Source organism: Microbacterium sp. LMI1x-1-1.1 (genome assembly GCF_040676205.1).
Classification (GTDB): domain Bacteria; phylum Actinomycetota; class Actinomycetes; order Actinomycetales; family Microbacteriaceae; genus Microbacterium; species Microbacterium aquilitoris.
Genome location: NZ_JBEGHM010000001.1, coordinates 1,181,258 through 1,202,333, shown reverse-complemented (window position 1 = coordinate 1,202,333; position 21,076 = coordinate 1,181,258). Strand labels below are relative to the sequence as shown.

Here is a 21,076-nt window from a genome sequence, read left to right as displayed (position 1 = left end):
ACGGGCGCGCAACGATGCGGATGCCGGGACCCGCGGCATCCGCTCGGTACAGCGGTACCCTCGAACGCATGGCATCAGACTCTTCGTTCGACGTGGTCAGCAAGGTGGATCGTCAGGAGGCGGACAACGCCCTCAACCAGGCGCGCAAGGAGGTCGAGCAGCGCTACGACTTCAAGGGCACCGCCGCCTCGATCGAGTGGAGCGGCGAGTCGATCCTCATCAAAGCGAACAGCGACGAGCGGGCGAAGGCCGTGCTCGACGTCTTCCAGTCGAAGCTGATCAAGCGCGGCATCTCGCTGAAGAGCCTCGAGTCCGAGGACCCGCAGCCGTCGGGCAAGGAGTTCCGTCTCGTGTCGACGCTCAAGGAGGGCATTTCCTCCGAGGACGCGAAGAAGATCACGAAGCTGATCCGCGATGAGGGACCCAAGTCGGTCAAGGCGCAGATCCAGGGCGACGAGCTGCGCGTGCAGTCGAAGTCGCGCGACGATCTGCAGGAGGTGCAGCGGATGCTGAAGGCTGCCGACCTCGACGTCGACCTGCAGTTCATCAACTACCGCTGACTCGCGGGTGAGCGGCCAACGGGTTGTCAAGCCCGCGCGGCTGTCGGGGCCCTCACCTACCGTGGCTACTCTGCACCACGAGTAAGTGAGGTCCCCGTGTCTGAGCACCACCCATCCCCCGGCACGGTCTGGGCGCGCGTCGAAGACGGCTTCCACGTCGGCAGCCGTGACGGCAACTTCCTCGGCTACATCGAGCGACGTCGGGACGGGCGTTACGACGCATTCGACATGCGTTCGGCGGTGATCGGCACGTTCGCCGACCTGGTCTCCGCGATGCGGACGCTCTCGTCGTCGCCGACACCCGCGCCGGGGACGAACGGCATCCTCACGATCCGGGAGAACCGATGACCGCCACCGACGACACCGTCTTCTCCGTCGTGTACTCCAGCAACGCGACCGCCCCGTTCAGCGACGACGCGCTCGGCGAGCTGCTCCAGCAGAGCCGGGCCTCGAACGCGCAGCGAGACATCACCGGGATGCTGCTGTACCGCAACGGCCGCTTCATCCAGATCCTCGAGGGCCCCGAGCAGGCGGTCCGAGAGACGATGGGCAAGATCGAACGCGATCCGCGCCACGACCACCTGCGCGTCCTCATCGACGAATTCATCGAGGAACGCAACTTCGCCGAGTGGACGATGGGCTTCGAGCCCATAGCGATGCCCGACGAGAACGCGCCCGAAGGCTTCCGCGACACCTTCGACGACCTCGAAGCGCACGGCGACCCGTCGGCCACGCTCCGAGCCGCACGCGAGCTGAGCCTCTGGTTCCGGGTGCGCGCACACCAACCGCGCTGACGAACGGACGACGGCCCGGACCCCGCCGAGGGATCCGGGCCGTCGTGCTGTCAGCTGATCAGAGCGTGCGGGCGAAGGGGTCGAAATCGACCGGGACCGCAGGCACCGGCGCGACCGTGCTGTCGATCTCGAGGTACTGGCCGGTCTCGGCCGAGTCCTGCGCCGACAGCAGCACGTCGAGCACGTGGAAGCCGAGCTCCCCGGTAGCGACGTGCGTGCGGTCCTCCGCGATCGCGCGGACCATGTCGAGCACGCCGAGGCCGCGTCCGACGACCGTCCCCTGCTGCTCGACGTCGATCCACTCCTGCTCGGTCTTCATCCCGTCGCGGAAGACGCCGAGCGGCTTCACGTAACGGGTCGGACCGTCGAAGCGGTTGGGGTCGGGCAGCACGATCGAGCCCTCGGTGCCGTGGATCTCCACGACGCCGTGACGCTCAAGCGCCGAGTCGAAGCTCAGCAGGTGCGTGCCGTGCTGGCCGCCCTCGAACGTCGACAGGACCTGCACCGAGGACGGCACCTCGACGGGGAACGTCTCGCCGGCGCGGGGGCCGGTGTGGATGTGACGCTCCGTGCGGAAGCGCGAACCGCGCGCCGCGACACCGGCGATCGGGCCGAGCAGGCTGACGAGCGCCGAGAAGTAGTACGGCCCCATGTCGAGGAGCGGTCCCGCACCCTTCGCGAACAGGAACGCCGGTTCGGGATGCCACAGGTCGGGCCCCTGCGTCTGGAAAGCCGTCTGCACGAACAGGGGCGTGCCGATGACGCCCTCGGCGATCGCACGCTTCGCGGACTGGAAGCCCGGGCCGAGGATCGTGTCGGGCGCCGAGCCGACGCGGACGCCGGCAGCGTCGGCATCCTTCAACAACTGGCGAGCACCCTCGCGGTCGAGACCCAGCGGCTTCTCGGTCCACACGTGCTTGCCGGCCGCGACCGCCTGCGACGAGACCGCGATGTGCGACTCGGGGATCGTGAGGTTGACGACGAGCTCGACCTCGGGGTTTCCGAGGACGTCCTCGAGGGTGCCCCACGAGGGGACGCCGTGCTCCTCGGCCTTGGCCTGGGCGCGCTCAGGGATGATGTCGCCGATGGCGACGACCTTCACGTCGGGGAACGACGTCAGGTTCTCGAGGTAGGTCTGGCTGATGACACCGGCACCGACGATGCCGACTCCGACGGGACCGGTCATGCGATGAACCCGCCGTCCTTCAGGAAGGCGTAGGACGCCGCGATGTCCTCGAACACGTCGCCGGGGGCCTTGTCGTACTCGATGACGGCGTACCGGATGTTCGTGCCGGCGCGCAGCGATGCCGCGAGCGGGACGTCTCCGGTGCCGGCGCGCAACTGCTCGAGCGAGTCGGAGCCGAACTCGTCGGAGCCGGGAGCCCACGGGTTGGATGCCGGGGCGATGCCGTCCTTCACGTGCACAGCGATGAGCCGGTCGCCGAGCCTCTCGACGAGAGCCGGCACATCCTGGCCGCCGGTGAGCGCCCAGAACAGGTCGAGCTCGATCTCGACGCGGTCGTCGGTGAGCTCGAGGAAGCGCTCGTAGGCAGTCTGTCCGTCGAAGGACTTCACGAACTCCTGCGCGTGGTTGTGGTAGCCGACGGTCATGCCGAAACCGGCGGCCGTCTCGGCGAGCCGGTTGAGGCGCTCGGCGATGTCGGCGACGCCCTCCTCGGTGAACCAGCGCTCGGCGGGGACGAAGGGGTCGATGACCGTGGTCATCCCGATCTTCGCGGCGGCCTCGAAGACGACCTCGGGCGCGGGGGTGGGGATCGAGCCGTCCGGCGTCCACAGCTCGTCCGACAGCAGGGGCGCGTGGCCGGTCGGCGAGGCGAGGCCGCTGGCGTCGAGCGCCGCGCGGATCTCATCGGGACGGCGGACGAAGTCGAACGCCTCGACGTTGCGCAGGCCGAGAGCAGCCAGCTTGTCGAGCGATCCGGACATGTCCTCGCTGAACTCTTTCGCGAGCGTGTAGAGCTGGACTGAGGCGAGTGGCAGAGCCATGGGCCTTCCTTCGTAACGTCGTTGTCGGATGCCGCGAGGCGGCGTGACCCCGACGATAACAGAATTAACCTCCATGTGGAGGTTTTGATTCTGCGGGCCTACGCTGGCCCCATGCAGCAGGGTCAGGACGACGTCATCGGTCGCCGCGGATCGATGCCCAAGGGCGTCGCGAGGCGCCAGGAGATCCTCGACCGCGCCATCGAGGTGTTCCGCGAGCGGGGTGCCAGCGGCACGTCGCTCCGCAGGATCGCCGAAGCCATCGGGGTTTCCCACGCCGCTCTCCTGCACTACTTCGACTCGCGCGAGCAGCTGCTCGTCGCCGTCTACGCGCACGCCGAGCAGAACCACGAGAATCCGCCCGAGCTCCGACCCGGCATCGACACGATGATCCACGCCGCGCGGCGCAACGTCGACATCCCGGGCCTCGTGACCCTCTACTCCACGCTGCTCGCCGCGTCCCTCCAGGACGAGGAGGGCGTCGGGCGGGACTTCTTCACCGCCCGTTTCGAGGGACTCCGCGGATCCATCACCGAGAGCCTCCGGGTCCAGCAGCGCGAAGGCCTCGTGCGGGACGACGTTCCCGCCGAGCACCTCGCAGCCCTTCTCATCGCGGCATCCGACGGTCTGCAGATCCAGTGGTTGCTTGACCCCGGCGTCGGGCTGGAGTCCACACTCCAGACCCTCGGCGCCCTGTTGCGGCCGGCCTGACCGCGTCCGCCGTCAGTGCGCGGACCGCCCTCGCCGCGATCCGCGTGGTCGCCCGAGGGCACCCTGGGCGAGCCATCGCTCAAGCGTCCGGTAGGCCTGTTCGCGCGGGGCGGGACGGGACAGGAAGAGGTCGTGAATGCCGCCGTCGATCCGCGCGAGCGTGACGTCGCGGCCGATGCGGGTCGCGGCGCGCGCGATGTCGTCGACGACCAGGACCGAATCACTCCCGGTCATCTCCGCGTTCCAGGCGAAGGGATTCGTGGACTTCGTCGACAGCAGCACGATCGTCGGGCAGGCCACGTCGATGCCCGAGGCGACCCGCCGGTGCGCCTCGACCACCGCCGCCAACCAGGCGGGATGCGTCGGGAACCCTCGCTCGGGCCGCCACTCGCGCCGATACCCGCGCACGGGAAGAGCACCGACCTCGGTCTGTGCGCGCGTGTAGAACCCGAGGTCCACGACCGGGTGGGCACCCATCGGGTCGACCCGAGCGCGCATCTGCACCAGCGGCGACAGCGCCTGCCGACCGAGGGTCCCCAATTGCAGCTCGAGCCATGGGCTGTTCAGGACGAGCGCCGAGAGCCGGCCGGGATGCCGCGACGCCCACAGCGTCGCGGTGAGACCACCCGTGGAGTGACCCATCATCACGAGTCGGCGACGTGAGGGCGGCCCCTCGAGCGGATGCCCCATGGCCTCGAGAGCCGCGGCGATGTCGGCGTCGTACACGTCGAGCGAGGTGACGAAGCCGGGCGTCTGCCCCGGCCGGAGGCTTCGACCGTACTTGCGGAGGTCGAGGGCGTGGAACCGCGCGCCGAGCGACGCCCAGAACCGGGCGAGCTCCACCTGGAAGAAGTAGTCCGACCAGCCGTGCAGGTACAGAACGTCGACGTCGCGCAGCGGACCGGTCAGGCCCGCGAGTCTCGGCGGATCGAGCCGGACGAGCGTCGCGACGACCTCGCCTTCCTGGTCGCTGCCCAGGGGCAGCGTGAGCCGCTCGAACGGACGCCCCAGGACGTCCTGCTCCCAGCCGCCGGTCATCGCGTGATCACTCCCCGCGCGAGACCCGCACCATCTCGTCGCGGTCGACGACCTTGATGCGCTCGCGCTCGTGCGGGGCGCCGAGGGCGACCTCGTGCTCGTCGAGTCGGTGCCAGCCGTCCAGGTCGGTCCAGGCGACCTGGCGCTCGGCGAGCAGCGAGATGATCGCCTCGTCGGACGGGTCCTCGGGAGTCCACCAGGACGCCTGGTCGTTGATGAGGTGACGGATGGTCTCCATGGCGTCGGACTTGGTGTGGCCGATGAGTCCGACCGGGCCCCGCTTGATCCAGCCCGTCGCGTAGACGCCGGGGACGCGCTCGTTCGAGCCCTTCTCGACGACCTGACCCTCGTGGTTCGGGATGACGCCGTGGCGCTTGTCGAACGGGACGTCGGGCAGCGGCGAACCGAAGTAACCGACCGCGCGGTAGACCTGGCCGATGGCGATCTCGCGCATCTCGCCCGTGCCCTCGACGCCGCCGGAGTTGTTGGGCCGCGTGCGCTCGGTGACGATCGCGCTGACGCGACCGTCGGCATCCTTCTTGATCTCGACGGGACGCGCCCAGAAGTGGAGGTGAAGACGACGACTGGCCTCGCCGCCGGCGTTGTTGACACTGGGCCGCTTGCGCCACGACTGCAGCACGCGGTCGATGACCATGACCTGCTTGTTCGACGCGATCGCCGCCTTGGAGGCCTCGTCATAGTCGAAGTCCTCGTCGTAGACGACCATGTCGACGTCGTTCAGCTCGCCGAGCTCGCGGAGCTCGAGCGGCGTGAACTTCACCTGCGCGGGACCGCGGCGACCGAAGACGTGGACGTCGGTGACGGGCGACGCCTTCAGGCCCTCGTAGACGTTCGCAGGGATCTCGGTGGGCAGCAGGTCGTCGGCGTGCTTCGCGAGTACCCGTGCCACATCGAGGGCGACGTTTCCGTTGCCCAGGACCGCGACGGATGCCGCGTCGAGCGGCCACTCCCGCGGGAAGTCCGGGTGCCCGTCGTACCAGCTGACGAAGTCCGCGGCGCCGTACGACCCGTCGGCGTCGATGCCGGGGATGTCGAGGTCGGCGTCCTTGATGGCACCGGTCGCGAAGATGACCGCGTTGTAATGCTTCTTGAGGTCGGCGAGGGTGATGTCGGTGCCGAAGCGGACGTTGCCGAAGATGCGGATGTCACCGCGGTCCAGCACGTCGCGGAGGGCGTTGATGATGCCCTTGATGCGCGGGTGGTCGGGGGCGACGCCGTAGCGGACGAGCCCGTACGGGGCGGGCAGGTGGTCGAACAGGTCGATCGAGACGTCGAACTTGCGCTCTGCCTTGAGGAGGATGTCCGCCGCGTAGATGCCGGCGGGTCCTGCGCCGACGATGGCCAGCCGGAGCTTGGTCATGGGTGTCCTTTCCGAGAGCCCGCGAACGGGCGTGACGAAGAAGCGGCGATTCCGCCGGGTTTCAGCTGGAGCGGTCGACGACGACCTGGGCGAAGCGGGTCAACGCATCCCGCACCTGCCCGTCGGGAAGCGGCGCGAGAGCCGCGACGGCGCGGTCGGACCACTCGTGCGCGAGCAGGCGGGTCGCCTCTGTCGCGGGGTGGACGCGCAGCTGCGCGAGTGGTTCGTCGAGGATCGCGGGGTCGGCGCCGTCGGAGATGCGCGCGACACCCTCGTCGATCGTGACCTTGAGGGCCTGCGAGGCCGGGTCGGTCGCGCGGCCGAGAAGCAGGTACGGCATGGTCGGGACGCCGGCACGCAGGTCGGTGCCGGGCACCTTGCCGGTCTCGGCGGGGTCGGCCGACAGGTCGATGACGTCGTCGAGCAGCTGGAAGGCGACGCCCACGCGCTCACCGAACTCGCGCACGGGAGCCGCGTACTCGTCGGACGCGTCGGAGAAGACGACGCCCGTCTCGGCGGCGGCGGCGATGAGCGAACCGGTCTTGTCGCTCAGGACCTGCAGATAGAACTCGACCGGGTCGTCGCCTGGCTGGGCGCCCACCGTCTCGTGCATCTGCCCGAGGACGAGACGTTCGAAGGTGTCGGCCTGCAGGCGAATCGCCCGCTCCCCCACCTGCGCCATGAGCTGGCTCGCACGGGAGAAGAGCAGGTCGCCGGTGAGGATCGCGACGTTGTTGCCCCACACGGCGTGGGCGCTGGGAACGCCACGTCGACGGTCGGCCTCGTCCATGACGTCGTCGTGGTACAGCGAGCCGAGGTGGGTCATCTCCAGCGCCGTCGCACCCGCGAGGACGTCATCGGTCACCCCCGAGCCGAGCTGCGCGGTGAGGATCGCCAGCATGGGCCGCATCCGCTTCCCACCGGCCTCGTAGAGGTAGCGGGACGTGACGTCGGCGAGCGAGTCGCCGACCTTCAACTCACCGGCGAGGCGGGCTTCGACGAGGTCGAGCCCTTCTTCGACCGTGGTGAGGAGCTTCCGCATCCGCGGTCCCACGAAAATGCGTTCGGTGACGCCGAGTCGGCTCGCGATCTGCGAGCCCGGAGTACCGGGGCGGGGGGTCATGGCTCCAGCGTACCCGTCGCGCCCTACGCCTGGTCCGGGGTGGCGGGCTTGCGTGCCCGGTGCAGGGCCACGATCCCGAAGCTGAGGTCGCGCCAGGCCACCTGATCCCAGCCGGCCTCGCGCATGCGACCGGCGAGGGTGCGCTGGTCGGGCCAGTCGCGGATGGACTCGTTGAGGTAGTCGTAGGCGGCGGCGTTCGAGCTGAACGCGCGGGCGACGATGGGCAGGACGCGGTCGTTGTAGAACCGGTACAGCACGCGCATGAGCGCTGCCGGCGGGTGCGAGAACTCGCAGATCACGAGCGTTCCCCCGGGCTTCGTGACGCGGAGCATCTCGCGGAGCGCCTTCTCGGGATCGTTGACGTTGCGGAGGCCGAACGAGATCGTGACGGTGTCGAACTCCTCGTCGGCGAAGGGCAGGGCCGTCGCGTCGGCCTCGACGAACGACAGGTTCGGGATGCCGCCGTGCCGCCGATTCCCTTCGGCGATCATCCCGGCCGAGAAGTCGCCGGCGACGACCTCGGCACCCGAGCGGGCGAGCGAGACCGAGCTCGCCCCGGTGCCGGCAGCCAGGTCCAGGATGCGCTGACCGCGACGCGGGGCGACGGCTCGGGTGGTCGCAATGCGCCACAGCTTGTCGTTGCCGAGGCTCAGCACCGTGTTGGTGCGGTCGTAGGCCGCCGCGACCTCGTCGAACATGCCGCTGACGCGCGCGGGGTCCTTGCCGAGGTCCGCGCGGGTGGACGGGGTGCGGGAGGGCTGGTCGGTCACGTGTCGAGCCTAATCCGGGCAGGGTGCGGTGAGGCTGTGCGGCGGGGCTGAGAGGCGCGGCCCGCCGCATCACCGCCGGATTAGGCTGGCGGGGTGACCACGTCTGCACTCGGCATCCCGCGGCTGCGTGCCGTCACCCGCCGGATCGAACCGGTCGACGAGCCGCTCGTCTACGCCTCTCCCGACGACCCGACCGTGTGGTCGCGTCGCGGTGATCTGCTCGTCGGTGTCGGTCGTGCGGCCGAGCTCCCCGCGGGCACGCCTGCTGCGCAGTGGTGGCGCGACGTCGCTGCCGTCGCGGAGATCGACGACAAGGTGGGGATGCCGGGGTCCGGCCTCGTCGCCTTCGGCACGCTGCCGTTCGACCCCGCGAACAGCTCGGCGAGCGCCGCGCTGGCCGTGCCGCGCATGATCATCGGTCGCCGCGGCGACACGAGCTGGGTCACCCATGTCTTCGTCGAGGGCGAGCCGGAGCGCGACGAGCCGCAGGCGATCGGTTTCGGACCGCACTGGTCGGCGACCGTTGGCCCCGGCGCCTGCACGCCCGACGGCTACCAGGGCGAAGTGCGCGCCGGGCTCGAGGCGATCGCCTCCGGCGAGGTCGCCAAGGTCGTCCTCGCCCGCGACCTGGTGGGCACCGTGCCGGCGGGTTCCGATCTGCGCCGGCTCGTCCGTGCGCTGGCGACGGCGTACCCCGACACCTGGACGTTCGCCGTCGACGGCGCGATCGGGGCGAGCCCCGAGACCCTCGTGACCGTCTCGGACGGCACGGTCACTGCCCGCGTGCTGGCCGGGACCGCCGCGCGCGGAGCCGACGCGGATGCCGACACCGCGGCATCCCTCGCCCTGGCGACGAGCCCGAAGGACCTCGACGAGCACCGGTACGCCGTGCAGAGCGTTCTCACCTCGCTGCGTGCGCACACGTCGGCCCTGGTCGCCGAGCCCGAGCCGTTCATGCTGAAACTGCCGAACGTCTGGCACCTGGCGACGGACGTCGAGGGCACCCTGTCAGGCCACGCGTCGTCCCTCGACCTCGTCGAGGTCCTGCACCCGACGGCGGCCGTCGCCGGCACGCCGACACAGGCTGCGCTCGAGGTCATCCGCCGGGTCGAGCCGTTCGACCGAGGCCGCTACGCCGGCCCGGTCGGCTGGATCGACGCCGCGGGTGACGGAGAGTGGGCGATCGCCCTGCGCTGCGCGCAGTTCGACGTGCACACGGATGCCGGGGCGGACATCCCGCTCATCGCGCACGCCGGTGCGGGAATCGTCGCCGGCAGCGACCCCGAGACGGAGATGCTCGAGACCCGGGTGAAGTTCCGCCCGATCGTCGACGCGCTCGCCTGACGGGCGCGTCGCTCACCTTTCGGAGGTCAGCTTCGACAGCAGCCCGGCGAGCGTGTCCCGCTCAGCGCCCGTGAGCGGTGCGAGGATCTCGCGCTCGGTCGCCAGATGATCGGGCAGGACCGCGTCGAGCAGCTCACGTCCGGCATCGGTGAGTCGCACGAACTTGCCGCGTCCGTCGTCGGGATTCGGCTCGCGGACCACGAGACCCAGCCGATCCAGGCGGTTGAGGCGCTGGGCGACGGCGCTCGACGTGATCATGGCGTCGGCGGCGAGTTCGGCGGGAGTGATCCGGAAGGGCTCGCCCTGACGCGCGAGCGTCGCGAGCACGTCGAACGTCCCGGCATCGATGCCGTGAGACGCGAAGGTCGCCGCAAGTCTCGCGTCGACGACGGCCGCGGCGCGACTGAGGCGACCGATCACCGCCATCGGACTCACATCGAGACCGGGCCGAGCGGCGCGCCACTGGCTGAGGATGCGATCGACGTGATCCATCCCTCCACCGTATCGCTAAGCAGTGAGCTATATTAACTAAGTGCTTAGCAAAACGATGTCGGTCGTCGCGATGACCGCGGTCGCTCCGATCCTCTGGGGCACCACGTACCTCACGGCGACGACCCTCCTCATCGGGGGCCACCCGCTCCTGACCGCGGCCGTGCGCGCACTGCCCGCCGGCATCCTGCTCCTCCTCATCGGACGGCGACTCCCCCGCGGCTCGTGGTGGTGGAAGTCGGCGGTGCTCGGCGCGCTCAACATCGGCGGCTTCTTCGCGTTCCTCTTCATCGCCGCCGACCGACTGCCCGGCGGCGTCGCGGCGGTGGTCGGGGGCATCCAACCGCTTCTGGTCGCGGTGCTCGCCTCGCGCGTGCTCGCCGAAAAACTGACGGGGCGGGTCGTCGCCGCAGGGGTCGCCGGGGTGATCGGCGTCGCCCTCATCGTCCTGCGGGCCTCGGGCGGGCTCGATGCGATCGGCGTCGCCGCCGCCCTTCTGGGTGCCGTGTCGATGGCGACGGGCGTCGTGTTGACGAAGGCGTGGTCGCACGATCACCCGCCCCTCGTGGTCACCGCCTGGCAGCTCGTCGCCGGCGGCCTCATCCTCGCCGCGCTCGTCGCCGTCTTCGAGCCGCTCCCCGCGCTGCCGCCCACGCTCACCAATATCGCCGGTTACGCCTATCTCGCGCTCATCGGCACCGCGCTCGCCTACGCCGTGTGGTTCCGCGGCGTCGCCGCACTGCCGGCAAGGGTTCCTGCCTTTCTCGGACTCCTGAGCCCGGTCGTGGCGCTCGCGATCGGCGGCCTCGTCGCGGGAGAAACCCTCACCCTGACGCAGGTCTGCGGCGTCGCGCTGGTGTTCGCCTCCGTTGCGGCCGTCGTCGCAGGAGAGGTGCGCCGTAGGCCCCGGCGCTCGGTGGTTTCAGCCGTGCCGGCGGGAATCGATCGCGGACGAGTCGGGAACCGAGACGTCTGAGCCGAGCCACGTCGCATCGGCGAAGAAGCCCCGGAGCGCGTCGATGAGCCGGGCGGTGTGGAAGCCGTCCGCCGCCGCGTGGTGTACCTGCACAGCGAGCGGAAGGAAGGTCCTCACGTCGCGCTCGACGTACCGGCCGAGCGTGAAGATCGGGGCGAGATGGTCCCACGCGCCGTCGACGTTGAGGGTGAAGCCGGTGAAGCTGGTCCACGGGATGCTGGAGACGTCGAAGGTGTTCGCCGGCGGCGCGCCCTGGGGGAAGAGCTCGGTCGCGCGCACACGGCGGCGATAGTGATCGAAGTGCGAGCGGCGCGGCCAGGTATCGAGGTCGATCGGCACGGCGGTGTCCATCGTTCCATCCTCCGCCACGGCAGCGCCTCGAGGAACTCATCGACGATGACCGCCCGCCGTAGTCTCACCGGTATGAACGACGACGCCTGCAGCTTCTGTCGGAACATCGCCGAGGACGGCTTCGACGTCGTGGCCCGCGGCGAACGCGTCCTCGCGGTCCTCGACCGGCATCCGATCAACCGCGGGCACGTGCTGGTCATCCCGCTCCGCCACGCCCCCGATCTCGCGTCGCTGACGTCCGACGAGGTGACCGAGCTCGCCCTGGTCGCACAGTCCGCCGATCGCGCCATCCGGGATGTCCTCGCGGCGACGACGACCGGGACGAACCTCGTGATGTCGAACGGAGAGGATGCCGACCAGGGCACCCCGCACGCGCACCTCCACGTCATCCCCCGCCAGCCGGGCGACGGCTACGAGTTCCGCGAGGACGCCACCCGCTACCCGCTCGCTCCCCTCAGTGACGGGGAGCGTGCCGCGCTCCAGTCGGGCATGGACCCGCGCACCCCTAGGCTGACGCTGTGATCATGACCTTCCCCGTGGGCGACACCGAGAAGCACACCGTCGTCTTCTCCTTCGACAAGTTCTGGGGTCGGCTGACCATCACCGTCGACGGCCAGAGCGTCGTCGACACCGTTCGCGGATTCTCCGTGAGCACGGTGAAGACGTGGGCATTCGAGGTCGGCCAGCAGGAACGGCACGCTGTGCGCATCGAGAAGCATCGCGCGACGTTCTTCGCAGGGTTCCGTCCGCAGCTGGTCTACGCCTTCGTCGACGACGCGCTCGTCGCTCAGGGCGTGGCCTGACCGTTCGGACTCCCGTCGCCCTCCGACAGGGCGATCAGTTCCGCGATGACACGAGGGTCCGCGAGCACCCTGAAGTGGCCGCCGGTGTCCAACCGGACGTTCTTCGCCGCACCGGCGAGCTCGCTCCCTTCCGGGATGTGCGGGTCGAACTCCCCGAAGACCGAGACGATCCGGCCATTCGCCTCCCGCTCCTTCGCGAGGGTACGGATCGTCGCGCTCCTCGGTGAGAAGATCCGGAGGGACGGCAACACCATGAGCCGGCCGTACCGCGATCCGCCGAAGGGCGTCGCGACGGCGAGCATGCGGGCGATCCGCCCGTCCCCCGCGTCGATCACCATCGCGCGTTTACCGACGAGCCCGCCCTTGCTGTGTGCGAGGAGAACGCAGCCGCGCAGACCGTTCGCGCGCAGATACTCGATGACCCGGGCGGCCGCCTCGTCGACCGGGCGACGGTTGTGGTGCAGCACCTGGACGACGTGGACCGGATGCCCCCGGTCGTGCATCGCGGTGATGAGGGGATACATGAACTGCCAGGTCTCGTAGACGCCCGGGAGGATGACGATGGGCGTGCGATCCCCCTCCGAGAAAGTCTGGGGGTCGGTGCGGTTCAGCGTCGCCCGGATCTGCCACACCGCCGCATACAGGTAGTCCCTCGCCCACCACACCGCGTTGCGCACGAGCGCCGTCATCGCGACGACCTTCCCGGGCTCGGCGGCGTATGCCCGAAAAGGAACGCTTCCATCGCTCCGGCGACCGCCCGCGGAGCGCGGTCCTGCACGACGTGCCATCCCCGCGGAACCTCGATCACCGCGGCATCCGGAGCGGCATCCCGCAACCGGCGGCACCACGTCAGCCCTGCGATCGGGTCCTGCGCACCGCGGAGCACGAGCAGCGGCCTCGTCAGCAGTCCCACGCGCTCCTCGATCGGGTATGCGACCATGTGCCGCAGCTGACGCAGGTACCAGGGGATGCCGCATCGCACGTAGTCGCTCAGCACCTGCCAGTTCGCGCGCGGCGTCTCACCCACCACGTCGAGTGCGAGGGCGCGCGCCTGTGCGAACGCCGTCCGGTGGTGATCGTCGGCGACGGGTCCCATCGCGATGACGTGCGTCACCAGGTCGGGGCGCTGCACCGCGAGCTCGACGACCCATTGGCTCCCCATCGAGTGGCCGACGGCGACGGCATCCGTCACCGCCACGCGGTCGAGCAGCGTCGCGAGGGCACCCGCCATCGCGCGGACGTCGAGGTCCCGAGAGGGGCGGGGCAGGCCGCCAAAGCCGGGCAGATCGATCGAGATCACGGAGTGCATGAGCGCGAGCTCGGCGTGGAGCCGACGCAGGTACCGATGCGACATCCCGATTCCGTGGATGAGGAGGAAAGTGCGCTGAGCAGCGGCATGGAACGAACGCACGATGCGGAAGTTCAGCCCGTCCACCGTCAGCACATGGACGACCGGCTCGCTTCGACGAAGTCTCACACGTTCCCTCCCGCTCGTCTCTAGAAGCGCGTCCGAGATCGAGGAGCACCACGCTAGCCGTCACCGGCGCCGACGAATGCGGGGTTGACCTACTTCAGCCGACGCGTCAGGTGGACGGTCACCGTGTCGCCGATGCCCTTGCCCAGCTTCCGGCGGACCCCAGCGTTCAGCGACACCATGTGCCCACCCGTGCCCGTCACCATCAACCCGACGTTCGACATCTCGACATCGTCGACGGTGAGGTCCACCCGGACGGAACGGCCGGTGCCGAAGAAGTCCGCCGAACCGGGCATCTCTACGCAGGACCAGGTCTCACCCTTGACCTCCACGCCGATCGGGGCCGTGAAGGTGTGGTCGAGCGCAACGGGTTCGAAAGGCAACGGATCTCCCTGAGAGACAGTCAGCGGAAGGAGGAACGGCGTCGGATCCTCCGGGCGACGAGCGGGACGCTCACGCCGAGGGCGGCGACGACGACGAGTGCCACGAGCGACCACGTCATCGTGCTGTAGGCGCCGTCGAGGGCGGGTGTCGAGGCGAGCCCGTCGTCCCCACCGGGCACCTGATCCACGAGGATCGTCGCCGTGATCGCGGCCGAGACGAGCACGCCTGCCAGAACCAGGGCGATGAGCCCTGAGCCGACGATCCAGACGACGAGCGCTTTCCGTCGTGGCATGGTCCCCCCTCTCGCAGCCGCGGATGCGGCGCGTCCCCCGCCGCATATTACCGGGTGGCCGCGCGCGGCTCCACGCCGATCAGGGTCGGGCCTGCGGCATCCGCGGAGTCGCCGCTAGCCTCGCAGCATGACTGTCGTCCTGTTGCACGGGTGGCCGGGGCTCCCCTCCGATTACGACGAGGTGGCCGCGGCCCTTGCCGCCGAGAGTGTGATCATCCCCGACCTCCGCGGGATGGGCGCCGCGTACGCCGGCATCCCGGACGTCGAGGATGCCGCGGCGCAGGCGCACGCGGACCGTGTGCTCGAGACGCTCGACGATCACGGCGCCGCCGACGGAATCGTCATCGTCGGGTACGACATCGGCAGCCGCATCGCGCAGGCCGCCCTCCGCACGGCTCCGCACCGGTTCCGCGGCGCGGTGCTCACGCCCGCCTATCCGGGAATCGGCGACCGCGCGGCATCCCCCGCCCTCGCCTCGACCTTCTGGTACCAGCACTTCCACCGCGAACCCGTCGCCGCCGCCCTCATCGACGGTGACGAACGCGCCGTCCGCACGTACCTCACCTACCTCTGGGACACGTGGCGAGCGGATGCCGCGCCGCCGCCGCACCTCGACGAGATCGTCGCGGCTTACGCGCGGCCGGGGGCCTTCGCCGCGAGCCTGCAGTGGTACGCGGCCAACCGGGGATACGCCGCGGACGACGAGCCGATCACCGTGCCGACGACGATGTTGTGGCCCGACAGCGACCCGCTGTTCCCCGTCGACTGGGCAGACAAGCTCTCCGAGCATTTCTCCGACGCCCGCCTCGAGGTCGTCACCGACTGCGGGCACTTCGTCCCGGTCGAGCGAGCGGATGCCGTTGTGCGCGCCATCCGCTCCCATCTGCCCTGACGGTCGTCACGTCGCCGCGAGACGCGCCTTCTCGGCCTCGACGTCGAAGTCCGCCACGGGCCACTGCGGATTGATGCGTTCCAGGACGTCGATCAGCAGCGCCTGCACGGCCAGCCTGGCGTACCACTTGGCGTTCGCGGGGACGACGAACCACGGCGCCCGGTCGGTGGAGGTGCGTTCGAACACCGATTGGTAGGCCTCCATGTACGCCGGCCACAGTTCGCGCTCGTCGACGTCGCCGGGGTTGTACTTCCAGTGCTTGTCGGGGCGGTCGAGCCGCTCGGCGAGCCTGGACTTCTGCTCGTCGCCCGAGATGTGGAGCATCACCTTCACGATGTGCACCCCACGCCTCGCCATCTGCTCCTCGAAATCGACGATCGCTCCGTAACGTCGTTCGATCTCCTCCGCGGGTGCGAGCTGGCGGACCCGGCCGATCAGGACGTCCTCGTAGTGCGAACGGTCGAAGACGCCGATGTACCCCGGCTCCGGCACCTCCTTCTCGATGCGCCACAGGAAGTCGTGCGCCGACTCCTCTGCCGTGGGCTTCTTGAACGCCTTCAGATGCACGCCCTGCGGGTCGGTCGCCCCGATCACGTGACGGACGATGCCGCCCTTGCCCGCAGAGTCCATCGCCTGCAGCACGAGCAGGACCGACGGCGAATCCGGCTGCGTGCGGCTCTGCGCGTAGAGCCGCTCCTGCAGCTGGTCGAACCGCTCCGCCGCGGCGGCGAGATCCGCCTGCCCCGCCTTCTTGTCGCCGTCGTAACCGGGGGTGGATGCCGGGTCCACGTCCGCGAGCCCGAATCCCGGCCCCACCCGCAGCAGCGTCGACGGGGAAGCGGTCCAGTGAGCGTCAGTCATGCGCCACATCCTGCCGTGCCGCCGTGACCGGCGCGACCGCCTTGCGGATGCCGCGACTACCGGCTCAGGGGCACTTCGATGATCTGGCGTCCTCCCGCGGGCGACGTGAGCGCCTGATCCAAGGCACCCCGCGTCGTGATGCGCTGGTACTCCCAGCCGTAGGCGCGGGCGAGTTCCTCGAGACGCGCGGTCTGCGGGGTGTACTGCACCCGATCGAACGCCGGCGGGCTCGCGACGCCGGCGACCTCGAGGCCGTCGAAGATCGTCCCGCCGCCGTCGTTGCCGACGATGACCTGGATGCGCGGTTCGTCTTCTGCGGCCGGATGCAGGAGCGCTCCGACGTCGTGGAGGAAGGCGAGATCGCCGAGCAGCACCCGGGTGACGCCCGGTACCGCGCCGCGCTGAGACGCCGCAGCGATGCCGAGACCCGTCGCGATGGTGCCGTCGATGCCGGCGAGCCCACGGTTCGCGTGAACGGGGACCTTCTTTCCGCCGAGCAGTTCGTCGGCCACGCGCACCAGCCGCGACGATCCGAAGAGCAGCCGGTCGTGCGGCCACGTCGCCCGCCACACCGCGTCGACGAGAGCGGCCCGATCGACCGGGGCACGGATCGCCCCTAGCTCGGCCGAGATCGCGCCGAGCCGTTCGGCGGGAACGGCCGAGGACAGCGCATCCGCGTCGGGTGCCGCCGGGCTGAGGTCGACCACCTGGTCTCGCGACGCGCGCATCCACGCCCCCAGCCAGTCGCGGTCGCCCGTGCCTCGCGCCACGGTCACATCGTCGACCGCGACCGTCACGCCGTTGAGATTCAGCTGCTCCCCCGGCCCGCGGACCGCCATCACCTCGACGTCGCTGCGGCTGAGCAGTCTCGCGACCTCGCGGCTCAGAGTCGGATGCCCGAACACGACGACTCGTTCGATGCGACCGCCGAGCTCCGCATCCGACAGCAGCGTGCGGTAGCCGTGGACCAGGTGCCGTCCGTACCGCGCGCCGCTCACGATCTCCGCGATCAGCGGGAAGCCGCCGGCGTGCGCGAGTTCCTCGGCATCCGGCCCGGCATCCGCGCCGGCGACGACCACCGTGCGCGGTCCCGCCTCGAGGACGACCGGCTCCGACTCGACGACCTCGAATGCCGCACCGACACCGCCGCCGCCCTGGTAATGCGCGCCCCATTCGGCCTCGACGGTCTCCGCCTCGACGTCGGCCTCGGTCGGATCGGATGCCGCATCCTCCGCACTCGACGACGGCACCCACCCGGGGAGTTCGCCCGCGAGCGGCTCCCGGAACGGGATGTTGAGGTGCACGGGCCCCGCGACCCGCGAACCGCTGCCGACGGCGGCATCCCACCCCTCGTCGGCGGCCGCCCGGAAGGCGGCGGCCTCGTCGGCCTCGGCGGACTCGGCGAGCGCCTCGGCGACGGGAAGGTCGGATTCGAGGCGCACGAAACCGGAGAACATGCCCGGCTGACGCGTGGCCTGGTTGGCGCCGATGCCACGGAGCTCCGGCGGCCGATCGGCGGTGAGGAGGAGAAGGGGCACACCGGAATGATGGGCTTCGAGGACGGCGGGGAGGAAGTTCGCGACGGCGGTACCCGAGGTGCAGACGACGACCGCCGGCATCCGGTCCTCGCGGCCGATCCCGAGCGCGGTGAAACCCGCGACGCGCTCGTCGATGCGGACGTGCAGACGGACCAGCCCGCGCGCCTCGAGCTCGGCGGCGACGAGGGCGAGCCCCTGAGAGCGCGACCCGGGTGAGAGGACGATGTGACGCAGACCCCGCTCGACGAGTCGCGTCAGAAGCGCCGCTGCGGCATCGGTCGCGGGCGCACGGCCAGGTCCGTCCGTCGCCATCTCAGGACCGCGAGCCGCGCGACTGCTCGTCGCTGTCGTCCTCGGCGGGTGGATCCGCCGGACGGTCCCGCGGGTCCGGCGCTTCGGAGTCGAGCGCGGCGAGCTCCTCTTCGAGGCGGCGGATGCGGTCGTCCTGGTCGCTCGACGTGCCGATGCGTCCGAGGAAGTCGGGGTCGTCGTCGGGCGCCCTGAACACGACCCGGCTCGACGAGGCCCGCGACCGGCCGATGACGAACCACAGCACACCGCCCACGACCGGCAGCAGGATGACGATGAGCAGCCAGATCGGCTTGCTGACACCGCGATGCCGTGTCGGCGGCTGAACCGCGCAGTCGACGATGCTGTAGACCCAGAAGGCGGCCAGCAGCAGCGCCAGAACGAGGTACACGCGCGCCATCCCCCCATCCTAGGCGCGCGCCCCCGCACCGAGGCCGCCGCGCACCGACGCCGACCGCACGGCCGGCGGCCGTAGAATGTCCGCATGCGTGCCCGGTCCGCCTTCGTCTACGCGCTGCTGCGGTTGCTCGCCTTCTTCGTCCCCTTCGGGGTCATGATGCTGTTCCCGGTGCTGCGCGAGCAGTACTGGCTCGCGGCCATCTTCGCGGCCCTCATCGGCCTGAGCCTGTCGGTGCTGTTCCTGCGGCGCCCCCTCGACGAGGTCTCCGTCGGCATGGCCGAGCGCCGAGAGGCGCGGCGCCGGACCGACAGCGACGAGGCCGTCGAAGACGCCTTCCGTGACGAGCAGGATCCGGATGCCGCGGCGACGCCGCAGTCGGCATCCGACGACTCCGCCCGCTGAGCGTCAGGCGGCGACGTACGCCCAGAGGATGAAGCCGCTCCAGGCGAGCGACGCCAGCGAACTGAGCTGCAGCGCGACGATCAGTTCGCGCGCCGTGCGGTAGGTCCAGACGATGAGCGTCGCCGACAGCGTCGCCAGGAGGACCAGCAGCGACAGCCACGCCACCGGGTAGAACGGTGCGACGATGGGCACGGTCGCGAACGGCACCAGCATGAGCACGGTGTAGAGGACCTGCGATGCGCGCTTGCCGATGAGCACCGTCAGCGTGCGCTTGCCCGCCACGCGATCCTGCGCGATGTCGCGGAGGTTGTTGGTGACCAGCACACCGCACGCGAGCGCTCCCACCCCGATCGAGGGGATCCACGACTCCTGCGGCACCGATCCGGCCTGCACGAAGGTCGTCCCGATCGTGGCGACGGGCCCGAAGAAGACGAAGACGAACACCTCGCCGAGGCCCGAGTAGCCGTAAGGGCGTTTGCCGCCGGTGTAGAACCACGCGGCGACGATGCACACCGCGCCCACCGCGAGCAGCCACCAGTGCTGCGTGCGGATGATCACGGCGATGCCGACGAGCGCGGCGATCGCGAAGAACAGCAGGGCGGCGATCAGCACGGCGCGGGGGGTGACGCGGCCCGACGCCGTGAGCCTGGCGGGCCCGACGCGGTGGTCGTCGGTCCCGCGGATGCCGTCGCTGTAGTCGTTGGCGAAGTTCACCGCGATCTGCAGCGAAACGGCGACGGCGAGGCAGCAGAGGGCGAGCACCCAGTGGAAGCCGCCGCCGACGGCGATCGCCGCGCCCGTGCCCACCAGGATCGGGCTGATCGCGAGGGGGAGCGTCCGGAGACGGGCCGCCCCGATCCAGTCGCGAGCGGTCACCGGGGCGGGCTTCGGCGGCGCCGACGACACGCGCGCCTTCGCCGGGTTGCCTCGCGGCGCCGAGCGCTTCGCGGCGGGCTTGCGGGGGGTCTTTCGGGATGCGGCCACGAGCAAGGATCCTATTCCCCGCGCGGCGTGGGCTCCTCGTCGTCCGCGAGCAGTCGGCGAAGGAGCGCGCGATCGGGCTTGCCGGTCGAGGTCATCGGCACCTCATCGAGCACGAGCAGCTCACGAGGTCGCGCGGGTGCCCCGATCGCCTCGGCGACGACCCGGCGCACGTCGTGGAGTACGTCGGGCTCGGCCCGGCCCCTGAGCGCGCGGCGCGCCAGGACGACGATGGATGCCTCACCCCACCGCTCGTCGCGCGTCGGCACGACGACCGCGCCCTCGAGACCCTCGAGCGCCCGGACGGCCTGTTCGACGCGGTCGAGCGAAACGTTCACGCCGCCCGAGACGATGACGTTGTCGAGACGGCCCGTGATGCGGAGGACCCCGTCCTCGACCGACCCGGAATCGCCCGTGCGGTACCAGCGCGCACCGTCGGCGTCGCGGACGAACGTCTCGGCCGTACGCTCGGGATCGCCGAGGTAGCCGTCGGCAAGTGTCGGACCGCCGAGCTGGACCTCGCCGTCCTCGACACGCAGCCGCACACCCTCGAGCGGGCGCCCGTCGTAGACGCATCCGCCGCTCGTCTCGGTCGACCCGTAGGTGCGGACGATGCGGGCGCCGAGCGCTGCGGCGCGGTCGGCGAGCGCGGGCGGCAGCGCCTGCCCGCCGACGAGCACGGCGTCGAACGAGGCGAACGCGCGGGCGACCGCGGCATCCGTCTCCCCCGCCTCCACCAGGGTCTGCACCTGGGCGGGGACGAGGGACGTGTAGGTCGGGACCCGGTGTCCGCCCTCGCTCGCGGCCATCGCGGACGCTGCGGCCGTGAAGGTCTGCGCCGTGAAGGAGCCGGCCAGGATCGCCGGGTCGCGACCGGCGACCAGTGCCCGCACCATCACCTGGACGCCGGCGACGTAGGTCGCGGGGAGGGCGAGCAGCCACGAGCCGCTGCCGATCCGGTCCGCCGTCGCGAGTGCAGACGAGGTCAGCGCCGACCGGCTGAGCGCGACGGACTTCGGGTACCCGGTCGAGCCGCTCGTCGTGACCACGACGGCCGTGCCCGCGGGGACGTCGGTCGGAAGATCGGATGCCGCGCCGAGAGCGACCGCCGGTCCCGCGCCGAGCACCGCGGCACGGAGCGCGCGGAGCACGTCACGTGGATCCGCGGAATCGAGGCGGCTCAGCTGCATGGCGCGGAC

The 21,076-nt window shown here is 70.5% G+C and carries 27 protein-coding genes; 10 read left to right on the top strand and 17 right to left on the bottom strand.

Going from position 1 to position 21,076, the window contains the following annotated elements:
- The first annotated feature begins 68 nt into the window (after nt 1-68).
- The 3 genes from MRBLMI1x_RS05885 to MRBLMI1x_RS05875 all read left to right on the top strand — a co-directional run bounded on the left by MRBLMI1x_RS05885 (nt 69) and on the right by MRBLMI1x_RS05875 (nt 1,354).
- The gene (locus tag MRBLMI1x_RS05885) at nt 69-560 is read left to right on the top strand and encodes a YajQ family cyclic di-GMP-binding protein (RefSeq protein ID WP_363457117.1); all 492 of its coding nucleotides are present in this window, start codon (nt 69-71) and stop codon (nt 558-560) included.
- Between the two features lie 96 nt (nt 561-656).
- Entirely contained in the window at nt 657-908 is a 252-nt protein-coding gene (locus MRBLMI1x_RS05880) for a hypothetical protein (protein ID WP_363457114.1), read from the top strand.
- The gene (locus MRBLMI1x_RS05875; protein ID WP_363457111.1) at nt 905-1,354 is read left to right on the top strand and encodes a BLUF domain-containing protein; all 450 of its coding nucleotides are present in this window, start codon (nt 905-907) and stop codon (nt 1,352-1,354) included. The genes MRBLMI1x_RS05880 and MRBLMI1x_RS05875 overlap by 4 nt, the downstream gene beginning before the upstream one ends.
- Nucleotides 1,355-1,412: 58 nt before the next feature.
- On the opposite strand, the gene MRBLMI1x_RS05870 is transcribed toward MRBLMI1x_RS05875, so the two are convergent.
- Together MRBLMI1x_RS05870 and MRBLMI1x_RS05865 are read right to left on the bottom strand one after the other, a co-directional pair.
- Nucleotides 1,413-2,540 carry a Gfo/Idh/MocA family protein gene (locus MRBLMI1x_RS05870; protein ID WP_336126183.1) on the bottom strand — a complete coding sequence of 376 codons (1,128 nt, stop codon included), beginning with the start codon at nt 2,538-2,540 and terminating at the stop codon, nt 1,413-1,415.
- On the bottom strand, nt 2,537-3,361 hold the full coding sequence (locus MRBLMI1x_RS05865) for a sugar phosphate isomerase/epimerase family protein (protein ID WP_020098081.1): 825 nt from the start codon (nt 3,359-3,361) through the stop codon (nt 2,537-2,539). Before MRBLMI1x_RS05865 ends, MRBLMI1x_RS05870 begins: the two co-directional genes overlap by 4 nt.
- A 111-nt stretch (nt 3,362-3,472) precedes the next feature.
- On the opposite strand from MRBLMI1x_RS05865, the gene MRBLMI1x_RS05860 reads away from it, so the two are divergent.
- Entirely contained in the window at nt 3,473-4,069 is a 597-nt protein-coding gene (locus MRBLMI1x_RS05860) for a TetR/AcrR family transcriptional regulator (protein WP_020098080.1), read from the top strand.
- A 12-nt stretch (nt 4,070-4,081) separates the two neighbouring features.
- Here the strand turns inward: MRBLMI1x_RS05860 and MRBLMI1x_RS05855 are convergent, their stop codons facing one another.
- From MRBLMI1x_RS05855 to MRBLMI1x_RS05840, 4 genes are all read right to left on the bottom strand, one after another.
- Nucleotides 4,082-5,107, bottom strand: coding sequence for an alpha/beta hydrolase (locus MRBLMI1x_RS05855; RefSeq protein ID WP_336126181.1), 1,026 nt, complete (start codon nt 5,105-5,107; stop codon nt 4,082-4,084).
- Between the two features lie 7 nt (nt 5,108-5,114).
- Nucleotides 5,115-6,488 (bottom strand): FAD-dependent oxidoreductase, encoded by a 1,374-nt coding sequence (locus tag MRBLMI1x_RS05850; protein ID WP_311869234.1) that lies wholly within the window; start codon nt 6,486-6,488, stop codon nt 5,115-5,117.
- A 61-nt stretch (nt 6,489-6,549) separates the two neighbouring features.
- Entirely contained in the window at nt 6,550-7,611 is a 1,062-nt protein-coding gene (locus tag MRBLMI1x_RS05845; RefSeq protein ID WP_018186891.1) for a polyprenyl synthetase family protein, read from the bottom strand.
- Nucleotides 7,612-7,634: 23 nt separating this feature from the next.
- The gene (locus MRBLMI1x_RS05840) at nt 7,635-8,381 is read right to left on the bottom strand and encodes a demethylmenaquinone methyltransferase (RefSeq protein ID WP_363457104.1); all 747 of its coding nucleotides are present in this window, start codon (nt 8,379-8,381) and stop codon (nt 7,635-7,637) included.
- Between the two features lie 93 nt (nt 8,382-8,474).
- Between MRBLMI1x_RS05840 and MRBLMI1x_RS05835 the strand changes: the two genes are divergently transcribed.
- Nucleotides 8,475-9,725 (top strand): isochorismate synthase, encoded by a 1,251-nt coding sequence (locus MRBLMI1x_RS05835; RefSeq protein WP_363457101.1) that lies wholly within the window; start codon nt 8,475-8,477, stop codon nt 9,723-9,725.
- A 12-nt stretch (nt 9,726-9,737) separates the two neighbouring features.
- Here the strand turns inward: MRBLMI1x_RS05835 and MRBLMI1x_RS05830 are convergent, their stop codons facing one another.
- Nucleotides 9,738-10,217 (bottom strand): MarR family winged helix-turn-helix transcriptional regulator, encoded by a 480-nt coding sequence (locus MRBLMI1x_RS05830; RefSeq protein ID WP_363457098.1) that lies wholly within the window; start codon nt 10,215-10,217, stop codon nt 9,738-9,740.
- A 40-nt stretch (nt 10,218-10,257) separates the two neighbouring features.
- On the opposite strand from MRBLMI1x_RS05830, the gene MRBLMI1x_RS05825 reads away from it, so the two are divergent.
- Entirely contained in the window at nt 10,258-11,190 is a 933-nt protein-coding gene (locus tag MRBLMI1x_RS05825; RefSeq protein WP_363457095.1) for an EamA family transporter, read from the top strand.
- Here MRBLMI1x_RS05825 and MRBLMI1x_RS05820 read toward each other — a convergent pair.
- On the bottom strand, nt 11,137-11,541 hold the full coding sequence (locus MRBLMI1x_RS05820) for a CatA-like O-acetyltransferase (RefSeq protein WP_363457092.1): 405 nt from the start codon (nt 11,539-11,541) through the stop codon (nt 11,137-11,139). The two genes, MRBLMI1x_RS05825 and MRBLMI1x_RS05820, sit on opposite strands and share 54 nt — an antisense overlap.
- Before the next feature lie 72 nt (nt 11,542-11,613).
- Between MRBLMI1x_RS05820 and MRBLMI1x_RS05815 the strand changes: the two genes are divergently transcribed.
- Together MRBLMI1x_RS05815 and MRBLMI1x_RS05810 are read left to right on the top strand one after the other, a co-directional pair.
- Entirely contained in the window at nt 11,614-12,063 is a 450-nt protein-coding gene (locus tag MRBLMI1x_RS05815; RefSeq protein WP_363457089.1) for an HIT family protein, read from the top strand.
- A gap of 2 nt (nt 12,064-12,065) precedes the next feature.
- Entirely contained in the window at nt 12,066-12,344 is a 279-nt protein-coding gene (locus tag MRBLMI1x_RS05810; RefSeq protein WP_363457086.1) for a hypothetical protein, read from the top strand.
- Here MRBLMI1x_RS05810 and MRBLMI1x_RS05805 read toward each other — a convergent pair.
- The 4 genes from MRBLMI1x_RS05805 to MRBLMI1x_RS05790 all read right to left on the bottom strand — a co-directional run bounded on the left by MRBLMI1x_RS05805 (nt 12,329) and on the right by MRBLMI1x_RS05790 (nt 14,494).
- Nucleotides 12,329-13,033 (bottom strand): esterase/lipase family protein, encoded by a 705-nt coding sequence (locus MRBLMI1x_RS05805; RefSeq protein ID WP_363457083.1) that lies wholly within the window; start codon nt 13,031-13,033, stop codon nt 12,329-12,331. The two genes, MRBLMI1x_RS05810 and MRBLMI1x_RS05805, sit on opposite strands and share 16 nt — an antisense overlap.
- Nucleotides 13,030-13,821: an alpha/beta fold hydrolase gene (locus MRBLMI1x_RS05800; RefSeq protein ID WP_363457080.1), complete on the bottom strand. Its 792-nt coding sequence runs from the start codon at nt 13,819-13,821 to the stop codon at nt 13,030-13,032. The genes MRBLMI1x_RS05805 and MRBLMI1x_RS05800 overlap by 4 nt, the downstream gene beginning before the upstream one ends.
- Before the next feature lie 89 nt (nt 13,822-13,910).
- Nucleotides 13,911-14,201, bottom strand: a complete 291-nt coding sequence (locus MRBLMI1x_RS05795) for a DUF1905 domain-containing protein (RefSeq protein ID WP_363457077.1) — start codon at nt 14,199-14,201, stop codon at nt 13,911-13,913.
- Between the two features lie 20 nt (nt 14,202-14,221).
- Nucleotides 14,222-14,494, bottom strand: a complete 273-nt coding sequence (locus MRBLMI1x_RS05790) for a hypothetical protein (RefSeq protein ID WP_363457074.1) — start codon at nt 14,492-14,494, stop codon at nt 14,222-14,224.
- A gap of 127 nt (nt 14,495-14,621) precedes the next feature.
- On the opposite strand from MRBLMI1x_RS05790, the gene MRBLMI1x_RS05785 reads away from it, so the two are divergent.
- Complete coding sequence (locus MRBLMI1x_RS05785; protein ID WP_363457071.1) at nt 14,622-15,386, top strand: alpha/beta fold hydrolase; 765 nt, start codon at nt 14,622-14,624, stop codon at nt 15,384-15,386.
- 6 nt (nt 15,387-15,392) lie between these two features.
- On the opposite strand, the gene MRBLMI1x_RS05780 is transcribed toward MRBLMI1x_RS05785, so the two are convergent.
- The 3 genes from MRBLMI1x_RS05780 to MRBLMI1x_RS05770 are packed head-to-tail and all read right to left on the bottom strand — an operon-like array spanning nt 15,393 to nt 18,494.
- A complete protein-coding gene (locus tag MRBLMI1x_RS05780) occupies nt 15,393-16,247 on the bottom strand; it encodes a PPK2 family polyphosphate kinase (RefSeq protein ID WP_363457068.1) in 855 nt (284 codons plus the stop codon).
- Between the two features lie 56 nt (nt 16,248-16,303).
- The gene (gene menD / locus MRBLMI1x_RS05775) at nt 16,304-18,097 is read right to left on the bottom strand and encodes a 2-succinyl-5-enolpyruvyl-6-hydroxy-3-cyclohexene-1-carboxylic-acid synthase (protein WP_363457065.1); all 1,794 of its coding nucleotides are present in this window, start codon (nt 18,095-18,097) and stop codon (nt 16,304-16,306) included.
- 1 nt (nt 18,098) lies between these two features.
- Nucleotides 18,099-18,494: a PLD nuclease N-terminal domain-containing protein gene (locus MRBLMI1x_RS05770; RefSeq protein ID WP_018186876.1), complete on the bottom strand. Its 396-nt coding sequence runs from the start codon at nt 18,492-18,494 to the stop codon at nt 18,099-18,101.
- Between the two features lie 84 nt (nt 18,495-18,578).
- Here MRBLMI1x_RS05770 and MRBLMI1x_RS05765 point away from each other — a divergent pair, with 84 nt between their 5' ends.
- The gene (locus MRBLMI1x_RS05765) at nt 18,579-18,896 is read left to right on the top strand and encodes a DUF4229 domain-containing protein (RefSeq protein ID WP_363457062.1); all 318 of its coding nucleotides are present in this window, start codon (nt 18,579-18,581) and stop codon (nt 18,894-18,896) included.
- Between the two features lie 3 nt (nt 18,897-18,899).
- On the opposite strand, the gene MRBLMI1x_RS05760 is transcribed toward MRBLMI1x_RS05765, so the two are convergent.
- Nucleotides 18,900-19,880: a 1,4-dihydroxy-2-naphthoate polyprenyltransferase gene (locus MRBLMI1x_RS05760; RefSeq protein WP_363457059.1), complete on the bottom strand. Its 981-nt coding sequence runs from the start codon at nt 19,878-19,880 to the stop codon at nt 18,900-18,902.
- A gap of 11 nt (nt 19,881-19,891) precedes the next feature.
- Nucleotides 19,892-21,067 (bottom strand): AMP-binding protein, encoded by a 1,176-nt coding sequence (locus MRBLMI1x_RS05755; protein ID WP_363457056.1) that lies wholly within the window; start codon nt 21,065-21,067, stop codon nt 19,892-19,894.
- Nucleotides 21,068-21,076 lie beyond the last annotated feature (9 nt).

Bases quoted from the DNA above. Each gene is read 5' to 3' on its own strand.
- MRBLMI1x_RS05885 (WP_363457117.1), top strand. From the start codon at position 69: ATGGCATCAGACTCTTCGTTCGACGTGGTCAGCAAGGTGGATCGTCAG.
- MRBLMI1x_RS05875 (WP_363457111.1), top strand. From the start codon at position 905: ATGACCGCCACCGACGACACCGTCTTCTCCGTCGTGTACTCCAGCAAC.
- MRBLMI1x_RS05870 (WP_336126183.1), bottom strand. From the start codon at position 2,540: ATGACCGGTCCCGTCGGAGTCGGCATCGTCGGTGCCGGTGTCATCAGC.
- MRBLMI1x_RS05865 (WP_020098081.1), bottom strand. From the start codon at position 3,361: ATGGCTCTGCCACTCGCCTCAGTCCAGCTCTACACGCTCGCGAAAGAG.
- MRBLMI1x_RS05860 (WP_020098080.1), top strand. From the start codon at position 3,473: ATGCAGCAGGGTCAGGACGACGTCATCGGTCGCCGCGGATCGATGCCC.
- MRBLMI1x_RS05855 (WP_336126181.1), bottom strand. From the start codon at position 5,107: ATGACCGGCGGCTGGGAGCAGGACGTCCTGGGGCGTCCGTTCGAGCGG.
- MRBLMI1x_RS05850 (WP_311869234.1), bottom strand. From the start codon at position 6,488: ATGACCAAGCTCCGGCTGGCCATCGTCGGCGCAGGACCCGCCGGCATC.
- MRBLMI1x_RS05845 (WP_018186891.1), bottom strand. From the start codon at position 7,611: ATGACCCCCCGCCCCGGTACTCCGGGCTCGCAGATCGCGAGCCGACTC.
- MRBLMI1x_RS05830 (WP_363457098.1), bottom strand. From the start codon at position 10,217: ATGGATCACGTCGATCGCATCCTCAGCCAGTGGCGCGCCGCTCGGCCC.
- MRBLMI1x_RS05820 (WP_363457092.1), bottom strand. From the start codon at position 11,541: ATGGACACCGCCGTGCCGATCGACCTCGATACCTGGCCGCGCCGCTCG.
- MRBLMI1x_RS05815 (WP_363457089.1), top strand. From the start codon at position 11,614: ATGAACGACGACGCCTGCAGCTTCTGTCGGAACATCGCCGAGGACGGC.
- MRBLMI1x_RS05810 (WP_363457086.1), top strand. From the start codon at position 12,066: ATGACCTTCCCCGTGGGCGACACCGAGAAGCACACCGTCGTCTTCTCC.
- MRBLMI1x_RS05805 (WP_363457083.1), bottom strand. From the start codon at position 13,033: ATGACGGCGCTCGTGCGCAACGCGGTGTGGTGGGCGAGGGACTACCTG.
- MRBLMI1x_RS05790 (WP_363457074.1), bottom strand. From the start codon at position 14,494: ATGCCACGACGGAAAGCGCTCGTCGTCTGGATCGTCGGCTCAGGGCTC.
- MRBLMI1x_RS05785 (WP_363457071.1), top strand. From the start codon at position 14,622: ATGACTGTCGTCCTGTTGCACGGGTGGCCGGGGCTCCCCTCCGATTAC.
- MRBLMI1x_RS05780 (WP_363457068.1), bottom strand. From the start codon at position 16,247: ATGACTGACGCTCACTGGACCGCTTCCCCGTCGACGCTGCTGCGGGTG.
- menD (WP_363457065.1), bottom strand. From the start codon at position 18,097: ATGGCGACGGACGGACCTGGCCGTGCGCCCGCGACCGATGCCGCAGCG.
- MRBLMI1x_RS05770 (WP_018186876.1), bottom strand. From the start codon at position 18,494: ATGGCGCGCGTGTACCTCGTTCTGGCGCTGCTGCTGGCCGCCTTCTGG.
- MRBLMI1x_RS05765 (WP_363457062.1), top strand. From the start codon at position 18,579: ATGCGTGCCCGGTCCGCCTTCGTCTACGCGCTGCTGCGGTTGCTCGCC.
- MRBLMI1x_RS05755 (WP_363457056.1), bottom strand. From the start codon at position 21,067: ATGCAGCTGAGCCGCCTCGATTCCGCGGATCCACGTGACGTGCTCCGC.